The sequence below is a fragment of the Agrobacterium sp. RAC06 genome (assembly GCF_001713475.1).
GTDB lineage: Bacteria > Pseudomonadota > Alphaproteobacteria > Rhizobiales > Rhizobiaceae > Allorhizobium.
Genome location: NZ_CP016499.1, coordinates 1,401,069 through 1,420,345, shown reverse-complemented (window position 1 = coordinate 1,420,345; position 19,277 = coordinate 1,401,069). Strand labels below are relative to the sequence as shown.

22 protein-coding genes are annotated in these 19,277 nt (G+C 64.8%); 19 read left to right on the top strand and 3 right to left on the bottom strand.

All coding sequences use genetic code 11. The features are described 5' to 3' along the window. Positions 1-28: 28 nt before the first annotated feature. The 3 genes from BSY240_RS06835 (at position 29) to BSY240_RS06825 (ending at position 1,535) form a co-directional block, all read left to right on the top strand. Positions 29-661, top strand: a complete 633-nt coding sequence (locus tag BSY240_RS06835; RefSeq protein ID WP_150127418.1) for a hypothetical protein — start codon at positions 29-31, stop codon at positions 659-661. 78 nt (positions 662-739) lie between these two features. Further along, positions 740-1,096, top strand: a complete 357-nt coding sequence (locus tag BSY240_RS06830; protein ID WP_054151341.1) for a nucleotidyltransferase domain-containing protein — start codon at positions 740-742, stop codon at positions 1,094-1,096. Further along, on the top strand, positions 1,086-1,535 hold the full coding sequence (locus tag BSY240_RS06825) for a HEPN domain-containing protein (RefSeq protein ID WP_069041803.1): 450 nt from the start codon (positions 1,086-1,088) through the stop codon (positions 1,533-1,535). The genes BSY240_RS06830 and BSY240_RS06825 overlap by 11 nt, the downstream gene beginning before the upstream one ends. Here BSY240_RS06825 and BSY240_RS06820 read toward each other — a convergent pair. Next, positions 1,532-2,728 carry an MFS transporter gene (locus BSY240_RS06820; protein ID WP_069041802.1) on the bottom strand — a complete coding sequence of 399 codons (1,197 nt, stop codon included), beginning with the start codon at positions 2,726-2,728 and terminating at the stop codon, positions 1,532-1,534. The genes BSY240_RS06825 and BSY240_RS06820 overlap by 4 nt on opposite strands. A gap of 433 nt (positions 2,729-3,161) precedes the next feature. Here BSY240_RS06820 and BSY240_RS06815 point away from each other — a divergent pair, with 433 nt between their 5' ends. The 4 genes from BSY240_RS06815 (at position 3,162) to BSY240_RS06805 (ending at position 4,958) form a co-directional block, all read left to right on the top strand. Beyond that, positions 3,162-3,569 (top strand): phage major tail protein, TP901-1 family, encoded by a 408-nt coding sequence (locus BSY240_RS06815; protein ID WP_069041801.1) that lies wholly within the window; start codon positions 3,162-3,164, stop codon positions 3,567-3,569. A gap of 7 nt (positions 3,570-3,576) precedes the next feature. After that, on the top strand, positions 3,577-3,978 hold the full coding sequence (locus tag BSY240_RS06810; RefSeq protein ID WP_236759321.1) for a gene transfer agent family protein: 402 nt from the start codon (positions 3,577-3,579) through the stop codon (positions 3,976-3,978). A 47-nt stretch (positions 3,979-4,025) separates the two neighbouring features. Further along, entirely contained in the window at positions 4,026-4,178 is a 153-nt protein-coding gene (locus BSY240_RS23630) for a phage tail assembly chaperone (RefSeq protein ID WP_156322993.1), read from the top strand. 171 nt (positions 4,179-4,349) lie between these two features. Continuing rightward, the gene (locus BSY240_RS06805; RefSeq protein ID WP_069041800.1) at positions 4,350-4,958 is read left to right on the top strand and encodes a phage tail tape measure protein; all 609 of its coding nucleotides are present in this window, start codon (positions 4,350-4,352) and stop codon (positions 4,956-4,958) included. 104 nt (positions 4,959-5,062) lie between these two features. On the opposite strand, the gene BSY240_RS06800 is transcribed toward BSY240_RS06805, so the two are convergent. Together BSY240_RS06800 and BSY240_RS06795 are read right to left on the bottom strand one after the other, a co-directional pair. Further along, the gene (locus tag BSY240_RS06800) at positions 5,063-5,467 is read right to left on the bottom strand and encodes a type II toxin-antitoxin system VapC family toxin (protein ID WP_069041799.1); all 405 of its coding nucleotides are present in this window, start codon (positions 5,465-5,467) and stop codon (positions 5,063-5,065) included. Then, positions 5,467-5,712, bottom strand: coding sequence for a type II toxin-antitoxin system VapB family antitoxin (locus BSY240_RS06795; RefSeq protein WP_054151275.1), 246 nt, complete (start codon positions 5,710-5,712; stop codon positions 5,467-5,469). Before BSY240_RS06795 ends, BSY240_RS06800 begins: the two co-directional genes overlap by 1 nt. Positions 5,713-5,915: 203 nt before the next feature. On the opposite strand from BSY240_RS06795, the gene BSY240_RS06790 reads away from it, so the two are divergent. The 12 genes from BSY240_RS06790 (at position 5,916) to BSY240_RS06735 (ending at position 19,190) form a co-directional block, all read left to right on the top strand. Continuing rightward, positions 5,916-6,548: a DUF2460 domain-containing protein gene (locus BSY240_RS06790; RefSeq protein ID WP_171901553.1), complete on the top strand. Its 633-nt coding sequence runs from the start codon at positions 5,916-5,918 to the stop codon at positions 6,546-6,548. After that, on the top strand, positions 6,545-7,441 hold the full coding sequence (locus tag BSY240_RS06785; protein ID WP_069041797.1) for a DUF2163 domain-containing protein: 897 nt from the start codon (positions 6,545-6,547) through the stop codon (positions 7,439-7,441). The genes BSY240_RS06790 and BSY240_RS06785 overlap by 4 nt, the downstream gene beginning before the upstream one ends. Before the next feature lie 132 nt (positions 7,442-7,573). Further along, complete coding sequence (locus BSY240_RS06780) at positions 7,574-8,089, top strand: NlpC/P60 family protein (protein WP_069041796.1); 516 nt, start codon at positions 7,574-7,576, stop codon at positions 8,087-8,089. A 2-nt stretch (positions 8,090-8,091) separates the two neighbouring features. Further along, a complete protein-coding gene (locus BSY240_RS06775; protein WP_069041795.1) occupies positions 8,092-11,871 on the top strand; it encodes a baseplate multidomain protein megatron in 3,780 nt (1,259 codons plus the stop codon). A 23-nt stretch (positions 11,872-11,894) separates the two neighbouring features. Continuing rightward, positions 11,895-12,104, top strand: a complete 210-nt coding sequence (locus BSY240_RS06770; protein ID WP_054151270.1) for a hypothetical protein — start codon at positions 11,895-11,897, stop codon at positions 12,102-12,104. Positions 12,105-12,482: 378 nt separating this feature from the next. After that, positions 12,483-12,722 carry a hypothetical protein gene (locus tag BSY240_RS06765; protein ID WP_069041794.1) on the top strand — a complete coding sequence of 80 codons (240 nt, stop codon included), beginning with the start codon at positions 12,483-12,485 and terminating at the stop codon, positions 12,720-12,722. 45 nt (positions 12,723-12,767) lie between these two features. Next, on the top strand, positions 12,768-13,433 hold the full coding sequence (locus BSY240_RS06760; RefSeq protein ID WP_069041793.1) for a response regulator transcription factor: 666 nt from the start codon (positions 12,768-12,770) through the stop codon (positions 13,431-13,433). Next, positions 13,430-14,824 (top strand): sensor histidine kinase, encoded by a 1,395-nt coding sequence (locus tag BSY240_RS06755; RefSeq protein WP_069041792.1) that lies wholly within the window; start codon positions 13,430-13,432, stop codon positions 14,822-14,824. Before BSY240_RS06760 ends, BSY240_RS06755 begins: the two co-directional genes overlap by 4 nt. A gap of 123 nt (positions 14,825-14,947) precedes the next feature. Continuing rightward, on the top strand, positions 14,948-15,355 hold the full coding sequence (locus BSY240_RS06750; protein ID WP_054151267.1) for a hypothetical protein: 408 nt from the start codon (positions 14,948-14,950) through the stop codon (positions 15,353-15,355). A gap of 180 nt (positions 15,356-15,535) precedes the next feature. Continuing rightward, positions 15,536-16,756, top strand: coding sequence for a c-type cytochrome biogenesis protein CcmI (gene ccmI / locus BSY240_RS06745; RefSeq protein WP_069041791.1), 1,221 nt, complete (start codon positions 15,536-15,538; stop codon positions 16,754-16,756). Beyond that, entirely contained in the window at positions 16,753-17,205 is a 453-nt protein-coding gene (ccmE, locus tag BSY240_RS06740) for a cytochrome c maturation protein CcmE (protein ID WP_054151265.1), read from the top strand. The genes ccmI and ccmE overlap by 4 nt, the downstream gene beginning before the upstream one ends. Continuing rightward, positions 17,202-19,190, top strand: coding sequence for a heme lyase CcmF/NrfE family subunit (locus tag BSY240_RS06735; protein WP_054151264.1), 1,989 nt, complete (start codon positions 17,202-17,204; stop codon positions 19,188-19,190). The genes ccmE and BSY240_RS06735 overlap by 4 nt, the downstream gene beginning before the upstream one ends. Positions 19,191-19,277: the final 87 nt, after the last annotated feature.

Genomic DNA, 19,277 nt, shown 5'->3' with positions numbered 1-19,277 from the left:
TCACGTGGGGCTGGGATGCCAGGTGTCTATGTTGGACCGCCTGCGGACAAATGGTTGTGTCCTCAAGGGTGCGGTGGCAGGCTTGTTTCTGTCGATTGACGTTCGATTCCATACATTTGCGTTGAAAGGAGTTTCGATGAAGCGGGCTTTTCTCTCCATGGTCCTTTTGTCATCCACGCATTCGGTCAGTCTGGCATCGTCGTGCCCGTTGCCGGCAATGATCGATTTTTGCGTTACAGGTGCCGCCGACATCGAGCGCCTTCGAGAACTGGCGGAGCGACCAGGCTGGACCAAGGACGCAAACACAGACCGGGTGGATCGACCCATACCTCGATCTGGCTCGTTTACGGCCACCTCTCCTGACGGCTTTGCCTTCGCTGTATTCTATCAGGACTACGGTTCATTTGCGTCCGTGACCTGTACTTTCGAGGTCATGAGCTCCATCGGTGCCCTCGGCGGTACGACTGCCTGCGGCGCGCAGGAGGCTGAAACGTTCGAGACCGATCTTAAGACTGCTGTTACCGGCGAGATATCGAAGCAGACGAGTGATTTTGGCAATGGCTTCATGATTCGAGGCGAGTCGATGTGGATGCGCGCGGTCGTCAGTGCGGACGGAGGTATCACCAGTGCCTGGACGGACAGTCACGCGCTGAAGCGCTGACGACATCAAGACAACAAGGCTGTGGAACGCAAAGGCAGAATACTGTATCTTCGCGGTGGTTTTTCAATGGGAAGATCCATGGGCGAGATCGCGCAGAGCTTGAGCGGGCGGGTGGCGGATCCTGAGAGGTTTCCGGAGCTGCAGACCTTGCTTGCGCGGATCGACGCGGCCTGCAATCCCATCGAGGTGATCCTTTATGGGAGCCGTGCGCGCGGTGACGCCAACGCTCAGAGCGACTGGGATCTGAAGGTAATCGTTTCGGATGACGCGCCGGAGACGGTGATGTCGCCGCTGTTCGGCTGGCGTCTGCAGGAAGGCTCAGGGGTGCATGCAGACGTTTCCGTTGCGCGCCTTTCGGAATTCCAGGCGGACCTCGAAGTCGCAAATTCTGCGGCCAGCCATATCGTAGACGACGGTATCCTGCTTGTCCGCTGAACTGCATATCGCCAACGCGCTGCGGTTGGCGCGTGAGGATCTGGAGGCGGCGACCTTGCTTGCGGCTGCCGATAACCGCAATGACGCCTATCATGCACAACAGGCTGCGAAGAAAATGCTCCTGGCCCTTCTGACGGCGGAAGGTATCAGGGCCGAGCGCCGGGACAGCCACCGTATCGACGTGTTGCGGGAGCTTCTGCCCGACACGGATCCATTCAAGGCGCGGTTTGCAACACTGACTTTCTTGACGGTGTTCGCGACCACCTGTCGCTATCCCAAGGATGCCGGTCGAATTCCGGCGCGGGCCGAGCGCGTTGAATTGGAAGCGGCACTCGCAACGCTGAAGCAAATCCTGACCGATCTCGCGGGGCATTGTGGCGTCGAGCTTCTCGCCTCGGATCGATTGCCAGCAGCGACGTCGAGCCCACCGCGCGCCTAGACCTTGACCTGTCCCCGCTTCGCAATCACCGCCAGCGCCAGGATGGCCGCGAAACCCGTGGTGGCGAAGAGGGTGGCAAGCACGAGGCCGGCATCGATGCCGGCGCGGTCGATGACGGCCGTCATCAGAACGGGGGCGGTCGCATTGGCGAGGTTTTGCGGCAGAGCGAGGCGCGCCGACTGGCGGGCGAAGCGGCTGGCGGAGAAGAAGGCGAGCGGCAGCGTGGCGCGGGCGAGTGTCGTGACGCCGGAGCCGAAGCCGTAGAGCGCGGTGAACATCAGCAGGCTCGAGGGCGTGCCGCATGAGAAGATCAATAGCAGGGTGGAGCCCGTGAGCATGGCCATGCCGGCAAGCCCGGTGGTCACAGGCGAGGAGCGCTTGCCGAGCACCAGATCGAAGGCGCGGGCGGCAATGCCGAAGACGGCGCGCAGCGATCCGAGCTGCAGCGCCAGTGCCGGCGTCGCGCCGGAGAGTTCGAGGATATGCAGGAGCTGCGGCGAGAGACCAAAGGTCATCAGGCTGGCGAGTGAGGTCGAGAGCGCAATCATGAGGAAGGCAAGCGTCGCCATGCGACGGCTCAACTCCAGCGGTTCCCTGGCGTCCGCGGCGAGGTCTTCCGCAGAGCGGGTGATCGCGATGCGGCCGAGCGACAGATGGATCGGAAGCGCCAGCGCGAGCTGGGCGGCGGCGGCGGCGAAAAGCGCCCCGCGCCAGCCGAACGCCTCACCGGCGAGCGTCAGCAGCGGCCAGCAGACCGCCGAGGAAAGCCCGGTGAAGATCATCAGTATGCCGATGGCGCGGCGGGAATTGTGGCCCTCGCGCTCGACGACGGCGGCAAAGGCCGGGACCGTCAGGGCAAATGATCCGCCGGCGCCGAGGATCAGCCAGGCGATCGCATAGGTGACGATGCCGGTCGAGAGCGCCAGCATGGCAAGACCGGATGCCATCAGGACCGAGCCCATGGCGAGCACGCGGGCAGCGCCATGACGGGCGATCATCCGGCCGGTCCAGGGGCCGAGAAAGGCCATGACGAGCATCATCACGGTGAGCCCGGCAAAGGCGGTCTCGTTGGCAAGCCCGAGATCGGACGCCATGGCCCGGCCGAAGACGGCCGGCATTTCATAGGTCGTGCCCCAGCCAAGGATCTGCGAGACCGCAAGCGCGGCGACGAGGAGGGTGCGGGGCATGTTCATGGGAGACTCGAGGGGGAGTTTGCAATCGGCGGGAGTGTTTCTTCTAGGCCGGTTGTGGGGCGGGCGATAGGGCGAAATCTCAGGGGCTGCGGTGTTGGGGCTTTTCCGGGTTCGCCTAAGCCTTCGATTTTCCGTTCGCCCCCGCCGGGGGAGAGATGGGGCGCCGGCTGAGCCTCGGCCCTTCGAGGCCCGGCGTTGCCGGGCACCTCAGGGTGAGGGGACGTTCGAGTGTGCCGTCTCCACCCTCCCCTTGAGGGGGAGGGTCGGACCGCAGGTCCCGGGTGGGGTGATCCAGATTCCGGTTGCGCTCTTTCTGACGGTGGTCACCCCCACCCGCCGCTTTGCGGCGACCTCCCCCCTCAAGGGGGAGGTGGGAGCGACGCCGGCGCCTCGGCTGACAGGCGATCACAGACATCATCAAAGGAGAGACGCCATGGGCGCGCAGAAGGGCAAGGATCTGTTGCTGAAGGTCGAGGATGGGGCGGAGTTTGTGACGGTGGCGGGCTTGAGGGCCAGACGTCTCGCCTTCAATGCGCAATCGGTTGACGTGACCGATAGTGAAAGCGCCGGGCGCTGGCGGGAACTGCTGGAGGGCGCCGGCGTGCGGCGCGCCGGTCTGACGGGCTCCGGCCTGTTCAAGGATGCCGCCTCCGATGCGCTGATAAGGGCGGCCTTTTTTGCCGGCTCCATCCTGACCTATCAGGTGGTGATCCCGGATTTCGGCACGGTGACGGCGCCGTTTCAGGTGACGGCGCTGGATTATGCCGGCAATCACGACGGCGAGGTGACCTTCGAAATCGCGCTGGAATCGGCCGGTGCCGTTTCTTTCGCGGCGCTGTGAGGCGGCGATGCGGGGCTATGAACGCGAGATGCGCGAGCCGGTGACGGTCAACCGCGCCAACCGCCATCGCGGCGAGGTCGAAGGCGTCATCGACGGTGAGCGGCGCATCCTGTGTCTGACGCTCGGCGCGCTTGCCGAGCTCGAGACTGCTTTCGGCGCTGACAGTCTCACGGATCTCGCGACACGTTTTGCCAGTGGCCGGCTGAAGAGCGCCGATCTGACCCGAATCCTCGCCTGCGGATTGCGCGGTGGGGGCAACCGGGTTTCCGATGCCGATGTCGCCGAGATGGCGGTCGAGGGCGGCGTGGCGGGTGCAGCGAAACTGGTGGGCGAGTTGCTGGCGGTGACCTTTGGGTCTGAACCAGGCGCGCAGGATCTGAGATCAGGCGAGGGCGGCACCTCCCCTTGAGGGCCGCAGGCGGGCGAGACGTGCGGCCGTTTCCCTGGGGAACGGTGATGACGCTCGGCCTCTCCCGCCTGCGGCTTTCTCCTGATGTGTTCTGGGGGCTGAGCTTGCCGGAGCTGGCGGCGATGGCGGGGGCTTTCGGTGAGCCTACCGGCCTGTCGCGGCGGGAGGTGGAGACCCTGATGCAGAAATTTCCAGATTGAGCGTCGGCGTGACCGACTCTCCCTTCGGGGAGGAGGTGTGTTGCAGATTGCACCCCCTCGCCCTTCGAGGCCCTCACGGGCGAGGGCGCCTCAGGGTGAGGGGAAAGTGCTGCCAGGCATCACGGATGTCTCTTGCCTGTCCGTCAGACCCTTTCACGAAAGGACGTTTCCATGACCGATGACGACACATTGGCGGTCGCAGTCGACCTCGATGCGGCGGCAGCGCTCTCCGTGCTCGACGATCTCGAAAGCCGGTCGGCGAGTTTCGGCCGGGCGCTGACCTCGGCGTTGAAGGGCGCGACGACAGGCGGCAAGGGGCTGGAGGAAGTGTTGCGCGGGGTCGGTCTGCGATTGACCGATATTGCGCTCGCTTCGGGTCTGAAGCCGCTCGAGACAATGCTTGGAAATGCAGCGGGGAACCTGATCGGCAGTCTCTCCGCCGGGCTCGGATCGTCGATTTCGGGCGGGGTCACGGCCTTTGCCCAAGGCGGCGTGCCGGGGCGGGTCACCCCTTTTGCCGACGGCGGCGTCGTGGCGGCACCGACTTACTTTCCGATGGCCGGTGGGACCGGGCTGATGGGCGAGGCCGGGGCGGAGGCGATTTTGCCACTGAAACGCGGTGCGGACGGCGCGCTCGGGGTGGCGTCCGAGGGCGGCGGTGCAACCACGGTCATCCATTTCCAGGTGACGGCGAGCGATGCGGCGAGTTTCGCCAGAAGTGAGGGGCAGATCACGGCGATGCTGGCGCGCTCCGTGGGGCGCGGACGGCGGGGGATGTGAGTGGGGTAGTGAGTAGCGAGTGGCTTGCCCCTCATCCGGCCCTACGGGCCACCTTTTCCTCGCAGGCGGGGAGAAGGAAAGGGCGGCCGGCGTCCAGCCTGTGCTCAGGCAACGACCTCCAGATCCGTGGCGCGAAACTCGTCGGCGGTGGCAAGGATCGGGACACCGTGGAATTTGGCGCAGGCATAATGCAGGCAGTCGCCGAGGTTCAGGCCGTGGCGACCCTGGCGGAAGCGATGGGCGGCCTCCGAGGAGAGCCGCACCGTCTCTGCGGCTGGCGGCAGATCGCGGATGTCGATGCCGCGGGCTTCGAGAAATTCCGTCACCAGGGCTTCGACCGCAGTCACTGGAAGGTCTAGCTTGTCCGGGCGGGCGAGACCGAGAACCGTTTCGAGGACCGCGACCGGGGAAGTGAACGGCCGGGTGGCGGACGCGAGCGCATCGGACACGCGCTGTGCTTCCGGCTCGTCCGAGAGAAGGGCGATGATCGCGCAGGCGTCGACGAACATCAGTTGTCGTCCCACAGGTCATTGAAGACCTCGCGGGGAAGGGGGCTCCGGGCCCGCTCCGCCAGCACGACCTGGTGTTTTGTCCTGAGGCGCGCGGCCGTTTCCAGCGCTGTTTCGGCGCGATTGCGCCGTTCGATCGCCTCCTTCATGGCGATCACGATCGCATCGGTGATGCCGACGCCTGCCATCTGCGCAAACTGCCGCGTCAGCGCATCGGCTTCCGGATTGTTGACGTTGATGGCCATGACGGCTCCATGTAGATGTTTTCCGCTTTCAATGTAGATGGTCGTGGCCGGTTTTCCAAGGGGCGCCAGGCGCGCTGCCGTCCGGAATATCCGCGTGCGCTGCCGCCAAAGACAGATGTCGTCAGCCCTACAGCTCACCGCTCAGGCGCCCGTCTGACATTTCTCTTTTCTCTTTCTCGCAGTTTTATCGAACGGAGCCCATCATGGCCTTTCACGAACAGCGTTTTCCGCTGCGTCTGTCGCTGTCCACGAGCGGCGGGCCGGGGCGGCAGACGGATATCATTTCGCTCTCCAATGGTCGCGAGGCGCGCAATCGGCGCTGGCGGTTTTCCAGGCGCCGCTATGATGTCGGCACCTCAGTGCGCTCGGTCGCGGATCTCTATGCCGTGCTGGAATTCTTCGAGGCGTGCGGCGGGCAGCTGCATGGGTTTCGCTTTCGCGATCCAGTCGATGGTTCGTCGGCCCGACCCGGGATGGCGGTGACGCCGCTCGACCAGTGGATCGGGGCAGGTGACGGCGAGACTGCGGCTTTCCAGCTGGTGAAGGCCTATGGCGATGGCGCGGCGGTCGAGCGGCGGCCGGTGGTGAAGCCGGCGGCGGGATCGGTTCGGGTTGCGCTTGACGGGGTGGAGCAGACGGGTGGTTTTTCCGTCGATGCGGCCACCGGGGTCGTCACCTTTGGACCCGGTCATGTGCCGGAAGAGGGAACGGAGATCCGGGCGGGTTTCGACTATGACGTGCCCGTTCGTTTCGACGCCGACCGGATCGAGATTGATCTCGAAGCCTTTCGGGCCGGGCGCATTCCCTCCATTCCGCTGATCGAGGTAATCCCATGAGAAGGCTTCCTGAAGCGCTTGCCACCCATGTTGCGACCGGCGAGACGACGCTGTGCCGCGCCTGGCGCGTCACCTGCCGGGACGGTTTTCGGCTCGGGTTCACCGAACATGACCAGCGGCTCGACTTCGCCGGCACGGTGTTCGAGCCGGGTACCGGCTTCTCAGCGACCGAGGCCAGTGGTGCAAGCGGTCTTGCTGCGCCGGGGGCTGAGGTGCGGGGCGGATTTTCGAGCGAGGCGATTACCGAAGCCGATCTCGCAGCCGGGCGCTTTGACGGGGCGCGGGTCGAGTGTTTTTTGATCAACTGGCAGGCGCCGGAAGAGCAGCACGCGCTTGTTACGGTGCAGGAAATCGGCGAGGTGAGCCGCGCGGGGCCGGGCTTTTCGGCGGAGCTCCGCAGCTTTGCCCATCGCCTGCAGCAGGCGGAGGGGCGGATCTACAACCGCCGCTGCGACGCCGATCTCGGCGATGACAGGTGCCGGGTGAACATGGACGTTGCGAACCGCCGGGTTTTGGGCGTCGTTGCGGCGGTGTTGGCGGGGGACCGGCTGACGGTCTCTGGCCTGCCGGGTCTGGGCGAGGGGCATTTCCGGCTCGGGCATGTGAGGTTCGACGACGGGCCTCTGGCCGGCAAGCGGCTGGCCATCGAGGAGAGCAGTGCTGTGGTGGGTGGGCTGATGACGCTGAGGCTGTGGTTGCCGCTGGAGGCGCGGCCGGCCGAAGGGAATGCCGTGACGCTGACGGTCGGCTGTGACAAGAGTTTTGCCACCTGTCGAGCAGTCTTTGGCAATCAATTGAATTTCCGCGGTTTTCCGCACATGCCGGGCAGCGACTTTGCCTATTCCTATGTCAGTGGCGATAGCACCCATGATGGCGGGGTGTTGTATCGGTGAGGCTCGCTCTACCCTCCCCTTGAGGGGGAGGGGCGGACCGGAGGTTTGGGGTGGGGTGAGCCTGGCTTGCTTCTCTTCGGTTCACCCCCACCCGCCGCTTCCCGGTCATTACCTTCCCTCCGGAGCTTCCCCATGTCCGTCAACACATCCGTCCTGGCGATTGCCGGGACCTGGATCGGCACGCCCTATCGGCATCAGGGATCGGTGAAGGGGGTGGGCTGCGACTGCCTGGGGCTTGTTCGCGGGATCTGGCGGGAACTCTATGGCAAAGAGCCCGAGGCCGTGCCGGCCTATGCGCCTGATTGGGCGGAGCGGGCGGGCGAGGAGCGGTTGATCGCGGCGGCCGGGCGGCATTTTCTGGCCGTGGCTTCTTTTGCGGAGAGCCGGCCGGGCGATCTCGTGCTGTTTCGCTTTCGGCCGCATCTGGCGGCGAAACATGCGGGCATTCTGGCCTCCATGGTGCCGGAAGGGGGCGGTGGTGCCATGGACGCCGACGGGCCGCGCTTTTCGGCGGAATACGCTTCCAGTCAGCCGCCGCCCGACGCCTTCATCCATGCTTATGAACAATCGGCGGTGACGCTATCGGCGCTCGTGCCGGCCTGGCAGCGCAGGATTGCCGGCATCTACCGCTTCCCCGAAAGGATCTGAAGATGGCGACCATTCTTCTGCAGGCGGCGGGTGCTGCCCTCGGCTCCGTCTTCGGTCCGGTCGGAGCGGCGATCGGCCAGGCGGCAGGCGCGCTTGCCGGCAGCATGATCGATCGGAGCCTGCTGTCGGGCACCCGCGAAGTGAACGGTGCACGGCTGTCTTCGGCGCGTATTTCAGGCGCCAGCGAAGGCAGTGTCATTCCGAGGCTCTACGGCACCGCGCGGCTGGGCGGCACGCTGATCTGGGCGACGCGTTTCGAGGAAGAGACTGTGACCGAGCGTAGCGGCGGAAAATCCTCCGGCGGCACGCGCACCACGACCTATCGCTACTATGCCAATCTGGCTTTTGGGCTCTGCGAGGGGCCGATTGCGGGCGTGCGGCGGGTCTGGGCGGACGGGCGCGAGCTCGACACGACCGAAATCGAGATGCGCGTCTATCGCGGATCGGAAAGCCAGCCGGCCGATCCGCTGATTGCGGCCAAGCAAGGGGCGGCCAATGCGCCGGCCTATCGGGGGCTAGCCTATGTCGTCTTCGAGCGGCTGCCGCTCGATGATTTCGGCAACCGCATTCCGCTGATCCAGTTTGAGGTGATCCGACCGGTCGGCGCGCTGGAGGAGAAGATCCGGGCGGTGACGATGATTCCCGGCGCGACCGAACACGGTTATGCGACGGTGAGGATCTCGGATGCGCCGAGCGAGGGCGCGAAACGCTGGCTGAACCGCAACACGCTTGTTGCGGCGACGGACTGGCAGGCCTCGCTGGACGAATTGCAGGCGCTTTGCCCTGATCTCGAAAGCGTGGCCCTGGTGGTGGCCTGGTTCGGCACGGATTTGCGCGCCGGTGATTGCCGGGTGCTGCCGGGGGTGGAGGTCGGCTACCGCAACGAGGAGAGCCGGCCCTGGAGTGTCGCGGGGCTGGCGCGGGGCGATGCCTATGTGGTGTCGCGCCACAGCGGTGGTCCGGCCTATGGCGGCTCGCCGAGCGACGAGAGCGTCATCGAGGCGATCAGGGACATCAAGGCGCGCGGGCTGAAGGTGACGCTCTATCCCTTCGTGCTGATGGATATTCCCGCCGGCAACGGCCTGCCCGACCCCTATGGCGGCGCCGAGCAGGCGGCCTATCCTTGGCGGGGGCGGATCACGGCCTATCCTCCCGGAAGCGACAAGACGGCCTCGGCGCAGGCGCAGGTCTCAAGCTTCGTCTACCGCGGTGACGGCTATCGACGTCTCGTATTGCATTATGCGGCGCTTGCCGCCGCTGCTGGCGGGGTCGACGCCTTTCTGCTGGGCTCGGAACTGCGCGGGCTGACCGCCCTGCGCGACGAGGCCAACGCCTTTCCATTCGTCGAGGCGCTGGTGGCGCTCGCCGGTGAAGTGCGCGGTCTGCTCGGCGGCGGGACGGCGATTTCCTATGGCGCCGACTGGACCGAGTATTTCGGCCATCAGCCGGCGGATGGCTCGGGCGATGTCTTCTTCCATCTCGATCCGCTCTGGGCGAGCCCTCACATCACCGCCGTCGGGATCGACAACTATATGCCGCTCGCCGACTGGCGTGACGAGGATCTCGAGGCGGAGAGCCCCGATGGCTTCACCGGTGCCGACGATGCCGAAGGTTTTGCCCGGACGCTGACATCGGGTGAGGGCTTCGACTGGTTTTATGCCAGCGAGGCAGACCGCCGGGCGCGGGTGCGGACGCCGATCACCGATGGCGCCTATGGCAAGCCCTGGGTCTTCAGGTTCAAGGACCTGAAATCCTGGTGGGAGAACCCCCATTTCAACCGGATCGGCGGCGTCGAGCAGGCGAGCCCGACGGCCTGGATACCCGGGATGAAACCCTTCTGGATGACCGAAGTCGGTTGCGGCGCAGTCGACAAGGGGGCGAACCAGCCGAACATCTTCGTCGATGCCAAATCGGCCGAGAGCGGAATGCCTCACTTCTCGGCGGGCGCGCGCAGCGACAGCCAGCAGCGTCGGTTTCTGGAGGCCCATCTCGACCACTGGGCTGGCAGTCTTCTGCCGCCTAATATGGTTGATCCATCGCATGTCTATTCCTGGACCTGGGATGCGCGGCCCTATCCGGCCTTTCCGCAGAACACGGCGCTCTGGGCAGACGGATCGAACTGGCGGACAGGGCATTGGTTGAACGGCCGCCTGGGTACGGCGACACTGGCCGACACGATTGCGGCGATCCTCAGGGATCATGGCTTTTCCGATTTCGACGTGTCGGAAGTGGCAGGCGATCTCGGCGGCTATGTAAAGGGGGATCTGACCTCGGCGCGCGACCTGATCGAGCCCTTGCTCGACCTCTTCCAGATCGACGTGATCGAGGACGCCGGGCGGCTGAAATTCCGCACTCGGCCGACGGCGAGCCCGGCTGCCCGCGAGATCACCGTCCTCGCCGACATCGCCGATCGCCCGCTCTGGAGCGAGACGCGCGGCCATGACAGCGATTTCGCCTCCGAGGCGCTGGTGACCTTTTATGATCCGGCGGCGGATTATGTCGAGGCGAGCGTGCGCTCGCGCAAGGTGGAGGCCGCGACCGATCGGCAGCTTGCGCGCGACCTGCCGGCGGCGATGCCGGAGGAGACAGCACTTGCTGCCGCCGAAGGCTGGCTGCGTGACAACCGGCTGGCGCGGCGCACGGTTCAGCTGGCGCTCGGGCCGCAGGAGATTGCGGTCGAACCAGGTGACGTGCTGCGCTTCCCCGAAGGACCGGACGGGCGTTTTCTGGTGCAGGGCATCGACGAGGGCTTCGAGCGACGCCTGACCCTCAGGGCCTTCGCGGGCAAGGTCTCCGCACCCGTGCCGGTGGTTGAACCCGGACGGGTGGTCGACGGTGGCGGTGCGGCCGGCTTTGCGCCGGTCGTGCAATTTCTCGATCTGCCGAGGCTGGAGGGTGCAAGCCATGCCGGTGACGCGAGCGTTGCGGCATATGGCCGTCCCTGGCGGCGGCTTGCGGTATCGAGCTCTCCGGAAGCCGAGGGCTATCGGCTCAGGCTGACGCTGGATCGGCCAGCGCCCCTGGGACGGCTTCTGGAGCCGCTTGCCCCCGGACCTGTCGGGCGCTTCGATGGGGCGAATGCCCTTGTAGTCGAGGTTCTAGCAGGAGCCTTTGCCTCGGCGAGCCACATGGCTGTTCTCTCCGGCGCGAACCGGCTCGCGGTCCGGGCCAATACCGGCGGCTGGGAGGTCGTCGGCTTTGTCGAGGCCGAGGAGATTACGGTCGGATGCTTCCGACTGACAGACCTCTTGCGGGGGCTGGGGGGCACGGAGGACGCAGTCGTGGCTGGTGCCGCAGCCGGGGCCGACATCGTGGCGCTCGACGAAGCGGTCCGGTCGCTGGGGCTCGGGAATGCCGAACGCGGGGCCGCACAAAACTGGATCCTCGAGCCGATGGGGCTCGTGACAGAGCTTTCGGGGCCACATGTCTTTGCCGGCGGATTGCGGGCGGAGACGCCGCTATCGCCTGTGCATGCGAAGGTGCTGCGGCAGGCCGCGGGCGGTCTTTCGATCACCTGGATCCGGCGCGGCCGTATCGAGGCCGATGCCTGGACAGACGGGGAGGTGCCGCTCGACGAGGCGCAGGAGCGCTACCGGCTGGAGATCCTTGATGGCGGCACCGTGCTTCGTGTGGCCGAGGTGACCGAGCCCGCCTGGACCTATGCCGTCGCCGATGAACTGGCAGATTTCGGCGCGCCGCAGACGGCGCTTGGCCTCCGCATCCGCCAACTCGGACGGCTGGCCGCCGGTCTGCCGCTGGAGGCTGTGGTTCCCATCGATTGAAAACCATTCAACAGGAGGATGACATGCTGGAGATGAAACCCTGGTACCAGTCGAAGACCGTCTGGGGCGCCCTGATCGCCATTGCCGCCCCGCTTCTCGGCCGGGCCGGACTGGAACTCGGCGGCGCCGAGCAGGCGGAAATCGCCGACGCACTGACGACGCTTGCCGGCACGGTCGGAGGGTTGCTGGCGCTTTATGGCAGACTGACGGCGACGAAGGGCGTGGGTGGGTGAGGGCGGGCCGATGTTGCCAACTGCACCGATCCCCTCACTTGCGAAATCTGAAGTTTAGGCGGCTTACGCTCGCCTAAGCCTTCGATTTCGCTTTCTCCCCCACGATGGGGGGGAGAGGAAGGGAGGGGCCGGCCGCATCATCTCCTCTGCCCGTTTGGGAGAGGTTACAAAATCGAGGGCTTAGCCCGATGAGGGCTAAGCCTCAGATTTTGTTGGAGAGGGGACCGACAAGGTGACCTCTGCGTCTTGCCCCCTGTGTGACGGTCGTGATTGGCTCCCGACCGTGATCCACACTCTGAGTCCACGCATTCATTTGCCATTCAGACGCCTTGCGGTACATAATTTGCCAAAGTGGACGTCATCCAAGAAGAAGCAGCAATGGCATCTTTCATGAAATACGCGGGCCTGGCATTGGCCGTGACCGTGGCGGCTCTGCCGGCGACGGTGGGCGATGCCGTGGCGGCGGATTGCAGACAAGCCGCGGAACGCGTGGTCGCCGAAGTTGGCGGGCAGTTGCTTTCCGTGCACGAATCGGGCGGTGAATGCGTGATCGTCGTGCTCGTGCCGGGCAACGGCAACGAACGGCCGCGCAAGGTCACGATGCGGGTCGCCGAGTGACCCGCCTCCGGGATTGAAGAGCTTTCCGCACCGAGGGGTGAACGCATGCGCATTCTCGTCGTCGAAGACGATGTCAATCTGAACCGCCAGCTTGTCGAGGCCCTGCAGGAAGCGGGATATGTCGTCGACAAGGCCTTTGACGGCGAGGAAGGCCATTTCCTCGGCGAGACCGAACCCTATGACGCCGTCATCCTCGACATCGGCCTTCCCGAGATGGACGGCATTACGGTGCTGGAGAAATGGCGCGCCGCAAGCCGGGGCATGCCGGTACTGATTTTGACCGCGCGCGACCGCTGGTCGGACAAGGTGGCCGGCATCGATGCAGGCGCCGATGACTATGTCACCAAGCCTTTTCATGTCGAGGAAGTGCTCGCCCGTATCCGCGCCCTGATCCGCCGTGCGGCAGGCCATGCATCCTCGGAAATCGTCTGCGGCCCCGTCCGGCTCGACACCAAAAGCTCGAAAGCCACTGTCGAAGGCGTGACGCTGAAGCTCACCTCGCATGAGTACCGGCTTCTGTCCTATCTCATGCACCATATGGGCGAGGTCGTGTCGCGGACCGAACTGGTCGAGCATCTCTACGACCAGGATTTCGACCGCGATTCCAACACGATCGAGGTCTTTGTCGGCCGTCTGCGCAAGAAGCTCGGCGTCGACATGATCGAGACCGTGCGCGGCCTCGGCTACCGAATCCAAGCCCCGGCGAAATGAGGATCCGCTCGCTCACCGCGCGCGTCCTGATCCTCGCCACGCTCTGGTCGGCGCTGGCCCTGGTGACGATTGCGGTAGCGATTTCAGCCCTCTATCGCCAGGGTGTCGAGCGCGGATTCAACAATCTCCTGCGTGCCCAGCTCTATAACGTGGTCAACTCGGTCTCGATCGGCGATAGCGACAGCCTGACCGGTTCGCCGGCGCTGGGTGATCTCAGGTTTTCCCAGCCAGCAACCGGCTGGTACTGGCTGGTTGAACCGCTCGGCAACTATGCCACGGCACCGCTCGCCTCCGCCTCGCTCGGGGTCGCAAACCTGGCCGTCCCCGACGTGGACGCAACACCCTTCGACCAGAACTACGAACGCTATTACGAAATGACGGATGATGTCGGCAACCAGATAAGGGTTGCCGAAACCGAAGTGGTGCTCGACGACCAGGGACGGGCAGCACGCTTCCGCGTGTCGGGCAATCTGCAGGTGGTCGAAGACGAGATCGCCTTTTTCACCAGCCGTCTTTATGCGGCTCTCGCGGTGGTTGGTATTGGCGGCCTCGTCGTCAACGGACTTGCCATTCTCTATGGCCTGAAACCGCTCGACCGCGCGCGCCGGGCGCTGGAACGAATCCGGCGGGGCGAGGCCGAGCGGATCGAAGGTGATTTCCCGAGCGAAGTTCAGCCGCTTGCCAACGAGATCAACGCGCTGATCGACAGCAACCGCCGCATTGTCGAGCGGGCCCGCATGCAGGTCGGCAATCTCGCCCATTCCCTGAAAACGCCAATCGCCGTGCTTTTGAACGAGGCGCGCACCCTGGAGAAGAACCAGGCCGAAGTCATCGCGACCCAGGCCGAGGCCATGCAGGCGCAGGTAAGCTCCTATCTGAACAGGGCGCGGATCGCAGCCCAGCGCGACAGCGTGCTGGCCCGTACCGAGGCGCAGCCTGTCATGGAGCGGCTGGCGCGGGTGATGCGCAAGCTGAACGCCGATATCGTGTTCGAACTCGATGTCGCGGCAGACCTGACCTTTGCGATGGAGCAGCAGGATGTCGAGGAAGTTGTCGGCAACCTGCTCGAAAACGCCTCCCGCTTTGCCCGAACCAAGGTCGTCACCCGGGCCGTGATGACGACCCGTGATGGCGACACGACCGACGGCCGGCGCGGCTGGATCGAGGTGGTGGTCGAAGATGACGGGCCGGGGCTTGCCCCCGACCAGATCGGCGAGGCGCTGAAGCGCGGCCGAAGGCTCGACGAGAGCAAGCCCGGCACGGGGCTCGGGCTGTCGATCGTCAAGGAGATTTCGGGGGAATATCAAGGCTCTTTCGGCCTGTCGCGCGCCGGCATCGGTGGGCTTCGCGCACAGTTGATCCTACCAGCTGTGACCAAGGACACTGCGTGATTGATTTTCCTGTGAAATTACATAGGTGTATAAGATGGCCTTGAGCCGGTCGAAGGCCGCGATCCGCTTCGCGCGAAACGATCGGCCTCGACAACAGAAATCGACGGGACTTGGAACGGTCTGATGGGTGTGAAGCACTTCGGGATACTTGCAACCACTGGCCTCGTGTCGCTCGCGCTTGCGGGCTGCACCACTTCGGGCGGCGGACGCAGCGCAATCGCCAATTCCGCGGTCTATATTTCTGCCTTGCAGGGGGGCATCGTATCCCGGACTGGCGTCGAACTCTCGCGCAGCCAGACGCAGCGGGCGCTCGAAGCCGAATATCGCGCGCTTGAGGCTGCCCCCGGTGGCCAGCCTGTAATCTGGGCAGGCGGCGAGGTGCGTGGGGAGGTCATTGCAGCCGCCCCTTACCAGGTCGGCCAGCAGAACTGCCGCCAGTTCACCCACAAGGTTTTTACGGACGGGCGTGAACGCCAGGCCCGCGGCGCTGCCTGCCGCAACCCGAACGGCACCTGGACGCCGCTGAGCTGAGGCGAACCCGGGGCTGCTGATCCCGAGATTTCAATCATTTGAACGCGCCTCCCACTTGACTTGGGTCAAGGCTGGGCGGGTTATGGTGACTTAGAGAATTCTTGCGGCCAAACGCCTCAACTTTCCGTCAGGCGAGGTTTGGCTGTTGGAAAGCACCTGTCCTTGACGTAATTGAGTTTCATGTTGTTCTGGATCATCTCCGCGCTTCTGACGGTCCTTGTTGCCGTCGTCCTGCTGTCCCCATTGCTGCGGGCTTCGGCCCGAGCGACGCGTTATGACGAAGGCGAGGCGGCGGTCTATCGCGACCAGCTGCGCGAACTGGAGCGGGACAAGGCCGGGGGGCTTATTTCTCCCGAAGATGCCGACTATGCGCGCGCCGAAATCGGCCGTCGTCTGCTGGCGATCGCAGGTCGGGAGAAGGCCGGTGGCGAAGGCGAGGGGGACGAGCCCGCGGATGCCGCGGCGAAGCGTTCCGGCCGCCGTCGCTACACCTGGTCGCAAGTCTTCATCCTGCTCTGTCTTCCCGTGATCGGGCTTGCGGGCTATCTGGAAATCGGCAGTCCGGGCACACCCGATGCGCCGCTCGAAGCACGCATTGCCGACCCCGGCGACGATGTCGATCTGTTGGTGGCCAAGGTGGAGCGGCATCTCGCGACCACACCGGAAGACGGGAACGGCTGGAACGTGCTGGCGCCCGTCTATTTTCGTATTGGCCGCTATGACGATGCCGAGCTTGCCTTTCGCAATGCGATCCGCATTCTCGGGCCGGATGCCGAGCGTATGAACGGCCTCGGCGAGACCGTTGTCATGCGCAATGACGGGATCGTCACCGACGATGCCCAGATGGCCTTCCAGGCGGCGCTGAAGCTCGAACCCAACAATCCGCGTGCCGACTTCTATCTGGCGCTGGCGCTCGAGCAGTCCGGTCGCCGCGCCGAGGCGCTCACGGCCTTCCAGAACATCGCCAAGGCCTCGCCGCCGACGGCCCCGTGGATGCCGCTGGTCAATCAGCATATTGCGGTCAACAGCGCCGGCGTGCCGCTTGTCGAACAGCCGGCACAGACTGCGCCGGAAGGCGAAGCTCAGGCTCAGAACCCGGCAGCCCCGGGCAACCCGACGGCCGAGGACGTTGCCAATGCCGGAGCCATGTCGGAGGCTGATCGCGGCGAGATGATCCGCGGCATGGTGGCGAGCCTCGATGCACGGCTGAAGGAAGATCCGAATAATTTTGAAGGCTGGATGCGGCTTGTCCGCTCCTATGCGATGCTGAAAGACAAGGAACGGGCAGAAGCCGCGCTCAAGGAGGGCCTGAAAACCTTCCCGGCCGACGGCGCCGAGGGCCAGCAGCTGCTCGCAATGGCGAGGGAACTCGACCTGTCCGTTGAGGAGGTGAGCCAATGACCCGCAAACAGAAACGCCTGGCCGTGATTGGCGGCGGCATGGGTTTCATCCTGACCGCCGTGCTTCTGGTGATGTTCGCCTTTGGCCAGTCGATCGCCTATTTCTATGTGCCCAACGATCTTGCCGAATCCGATGTCCAGCCGGGCACCCGCATCCGCCTCGGCGGACTGGTCGAGACGGGTTCGCTGGTGCGCGGAGAAGGCTCGACGGTAACCTTCACAGTGACCGACACCCTGAGCCAGCTGCCCGTGACCTATACCGGCATCCTCCCCGATCTCTTCCGCGAGGGGCAGGGGGTCGTCGCCGAAGGTCGCTTCGAGGGCATGGGCAAGGTGTTCGTCGCCGATACCGTTCTCGCCAAGCATGACGAGAACTACATGCCGAAGGACGTTGCGGACCGTCTGGAGGCGCAAGGGGTTCAACTGAGCGGCAAGGAGAAGATCCAATGATCATCGAGCTTGGCCATTATGCCCTCGTTCTGGCGCTTGCCACCTGTCTCGTCGTCTCCATCCTGCCGGTGATCGGTGCGCGCCGCGGCGACGCGGCGATGATGGCGGTCGCGACCACCGGCACCTACGCGCTCTTCCTGCTCGTGGGCTTTTCCTTTGCGGTTCTGACCTACGGCTACGTCGTTTCCGACTTTTCGGTCCAGAACGTCTACGAGAACTCCCATTCGCTGAAGCCGATGATCTACAAGATCTCCGGCGTCTGGGGGAACCATGAAGGCTCAATGCTGCTCTGGGTGTTGATCCTGGCCTTCTTCAGCGCCATGGTCGCCTTTTTCGGCACCAACCTGCCGGACCGTCTGAGGGCGAATGTGCTGGCCGTGCAGGCCTGGATCACCGCCGCCTTCACGCTCTTCATCCTTCTGACGTCGAACCCCTTCATCCGTCTCTCGCCCATTCCGGCCGAGGGGCAGGACCTCAATCCGGTCCTGCAGGATATTGGCCTCGCGATCCATCCGCCGCTGCTCTATCTCGGCTATGTCGGCTTCTCGGTCTGCTTCTCTTTCGCGATCGCTGCGCTGATGGACGGTCGCATCGATGCCGCCTGGGCGCGCTGGGTACGGCCCTGGACGCTGGCTGCCTGGGTGTTCCTGACCGCCGGCATCTCCATGGGCTCCTACTGGGCCTATTACGAACTCGGCTGGGGCGGCTGGTGGTTCTGGGATCCTGTTGAAAACGCCTCGTTGCTGCCCTGGCTTGCGGGCACGGCGCTCCTGCATTCGGCGCTCGTGATGGAAAAGCGTGACGCTTTGAAAATCTGGACGGTGCTGCTCGCCATCATCGCCTTCTCGCTGTCGCTGCTCGGCACCTTCCTGGTGCGCTCCGGGGTTCTGACTTCGGTGCATGCCTTCGCCACAGACCCGACGCGCGGTGTTTTCATTCTCGGCATTCTCGTCATCTTCATCGGCGGCGCCTTCATGCTCTTTGCCCTGCGTGCGCCGCTTTTGAAGGCCGGCGGCTTGTTCCAGCCGATCTCGCGTGAAGGCGCGCTCGTCCTCAACAACCTGATCCTGACGGTGTCCACCGCCTCGGTGCTGATCGGCACGCTCTATCCGTTGTTGCTCGAGACGCTGACGGGCGAGAAGATCTCGGTCGGTCCGCCCTTCTTCAACATCACCTTCGGGCTTCTGATGATCCCGCTTCTGCTGGCGGTACCCTTTGGGCCGTTCCTCGCCTGGAAGCGCGGCGATCTGCTCGGCGCCTTGCAGCGCCTGTATGTGGCGGCGGCACTTTCGCTCGTTCTCGGTCTCGGCCTCTGGTACGCCCAGAACGGCGGGCCCGTGATGGCCGTGGGCGGTCTCGCACTCGCTTTCTTCGTCATGGGCGGCGCGGTCTCCGATCTCTGGTATCGCGCCGGTTTCGGAAAACATCCGGTCGCCACGGCTTGGGCTCGGTTGAAGGGCCTGCCGCGCTCCGCCTTCGGTACGGCGCTCGGCCATTTCGGTGTCGGCGTCACGGTGCTCGGCGTCGTGGCTGTGACCACGTTCGAAACGGAAGCCGTGGTCGAGATGAAGCCTGGCATGACGGTGGAATCCGGTGGCTATGTCATCACCTTTGATGGCCTGCGCGCTGCCAACGGCCCGAACTACACCGAAGACCAGGGGCATTTCACCATCCGCGAGGGCGGTGTCGAAGTCGCCGATGTCTGGTCGTCGAAGCGGCTCTATACGGCCCGCCAGATGCCGACGACAGAAGCCGGCATCGTCACCTTCGGCTTCAGTCAGCTTTATGTCTCGCTGGGCGATCCGATGGCCGATGGCGGCATTGTCGTGCGGGTCTGGTGGAAGCCGTGGATCCTCTGCATCTGGTACGGCACGATCGTCATGATGGTCGGTGGTGTCGTGTCGCTGTCCGACCGCAGACTGCGGGTCGGTGCGCCGAAACGGGCCAAGGTGGCGGCAAAGCCGGTGCTGGAGGCTGCGGAGTGAGTGCGTGGTTTCAGAAGATTGCCCCTCACCCTGACCCTCTCCCCGCAAGCGGGGAGAGGGGATGGCAGGCGCTTGTGGCTTCGGCCT

Coding starts and splice junctions, on each gene's coding strand:
- BSY240_RS06835 (WP_150127418.1), top strand. CDS start 29: ATGTTGGACCGCCTGCGGACAAATGGTTGTGTCCTCAAGGGTGCGGTG.
- BSY240_RS06830 (WP_054151341.1), top strand. CDS start 740: ATGGGCGAGATCGCGCAGAGCTTGAGCGGGCGGGTGGCGGATCCTGAG.
- BSY240_RS06820 (WP_069041802.1), bottom strand. CDS start 2,728: ATGAACATGCCCCGCACCCTCCTCGTCGCCGCGCTTGCGGTCTCGCAG.
- BSY240_RS06815 (WP_069041801.1), top strand. CDS start 3,162: ATGGGCGCGCAGAAGGGCAAGGATCTGTTGCTGAAGGTCGAGGATGGG.
- BSY240_RS06810 (WP_236759321.1), top strand. CDS start 3,577: ATGCGGGGCTATGAACGCGAGATGCGCGAGCCGGTGACGGTCAACCGC.
- BSY240_RS23630 (WP_156322993.1), top strand. CDS start 4,026: ATGACGCTCGGCCTCTCCCGCCTGCGGCTTTCTCCTGATGTGTTCTGG.
- BSY240_RS06805 (WP_069041800.1), top strand. CDS start 4,350: ATGACCGATGACGACACATTGGCGGTCGCAGTCGACCTCGATGCGGCG.
- BSY240_RS06800 (WP_069041799.1), bottom strand. CDS start 5,467: ATGTTCGTCGACGCCTGCGCGATCATCGCCCTTCTCTCGGACGAGCCG.
- BSY240_RS06795 (WP_054151275.1), bottom strand. CDS start 5,712: ATGGCCATCAACGTCAACAATCCGGAAGCCGATGCGCTGACGCGGCAG.
- BSY240_RS06790 (WP_171901553.1), top strand. CDS start 5,916: ATGGCCTTTCACGAACAGCGTTTTCCGCTGCGTCTGTCGCTGTCCACG.
- BSY240_RS06785 (WP_069041797.1), top strand. CDS start 6,545: ATGAGAAGGCTTCCTGAAGCGCTTGCCACCCATGTTGCGACCGGCGAG.
- BSY240_RS06780 (WP_069041796.1), top strand. CDS start 7,574: ATGTCCGTCAACACATCCGTCCTGGCGATTGCCGGGACCTGGATCGGC.
- BSY240_RS06775 (WP_069041795.1), top strand. CDS start 8,092: ATGGCGACCATTCTTCTGCAGGCGGCGGGTGCTGCCCTCGGCTCCGTC.
- BSY240_RS06770 (WP_054151270.1), top strand. CDS start 11,895: ATGCTGGAGATGAAACCCTGGTACCAGTCGAAGACCGTCTGGGGCGCC.
- BSY240_RS06765 (WP_069041794.1), top strand. CDS start 12,483: ATGGCATCTTTCATGAAATACGCGGGCCTGGCATTGGCCGTGACCGTG.
- BSY240_RS06760 (WP_069041793.1), top strand. CDS start 12,768: ATGCGCATTCTCGTCGTCGAAGACGATGTCAATCTGAACCGCCAGCTT.
- BSY240_RS06755 (WP_069041792.1), top strand. CDS start 13,430: ATGAGGATCCGCTCGCTCACCGCGCGCGTCCTGATCCTCGCCACGCTC.
- BSY240_RS06750 (WP_054151267.1), top strand. CDS start 14,948: ATGGGTGTGAAGCACTTCGGGATACTTGCAACCACTGGCCTCGTGTCG.
- ccmI (WP_069041791.1), top strand. CDS start 15,536: ATGTTGTTCTGGATCATCTCCGCGCTTCTGACGGTCCTTGTTGCCGTC.
- ccmE (WP_054151265.1), top strand. CDS start 16,753: ATGACCCGCAAACAGAAACGCCTGGCCGTGATTGGCGGCGGCATGGGT.
- BSY240_RS06735 (WP_054151264.1), top strand. CDS start 17,202: ATGATCATCGAGCTTGGCCATTATGCCCTCGTTCTGGCGCTTGCCACC.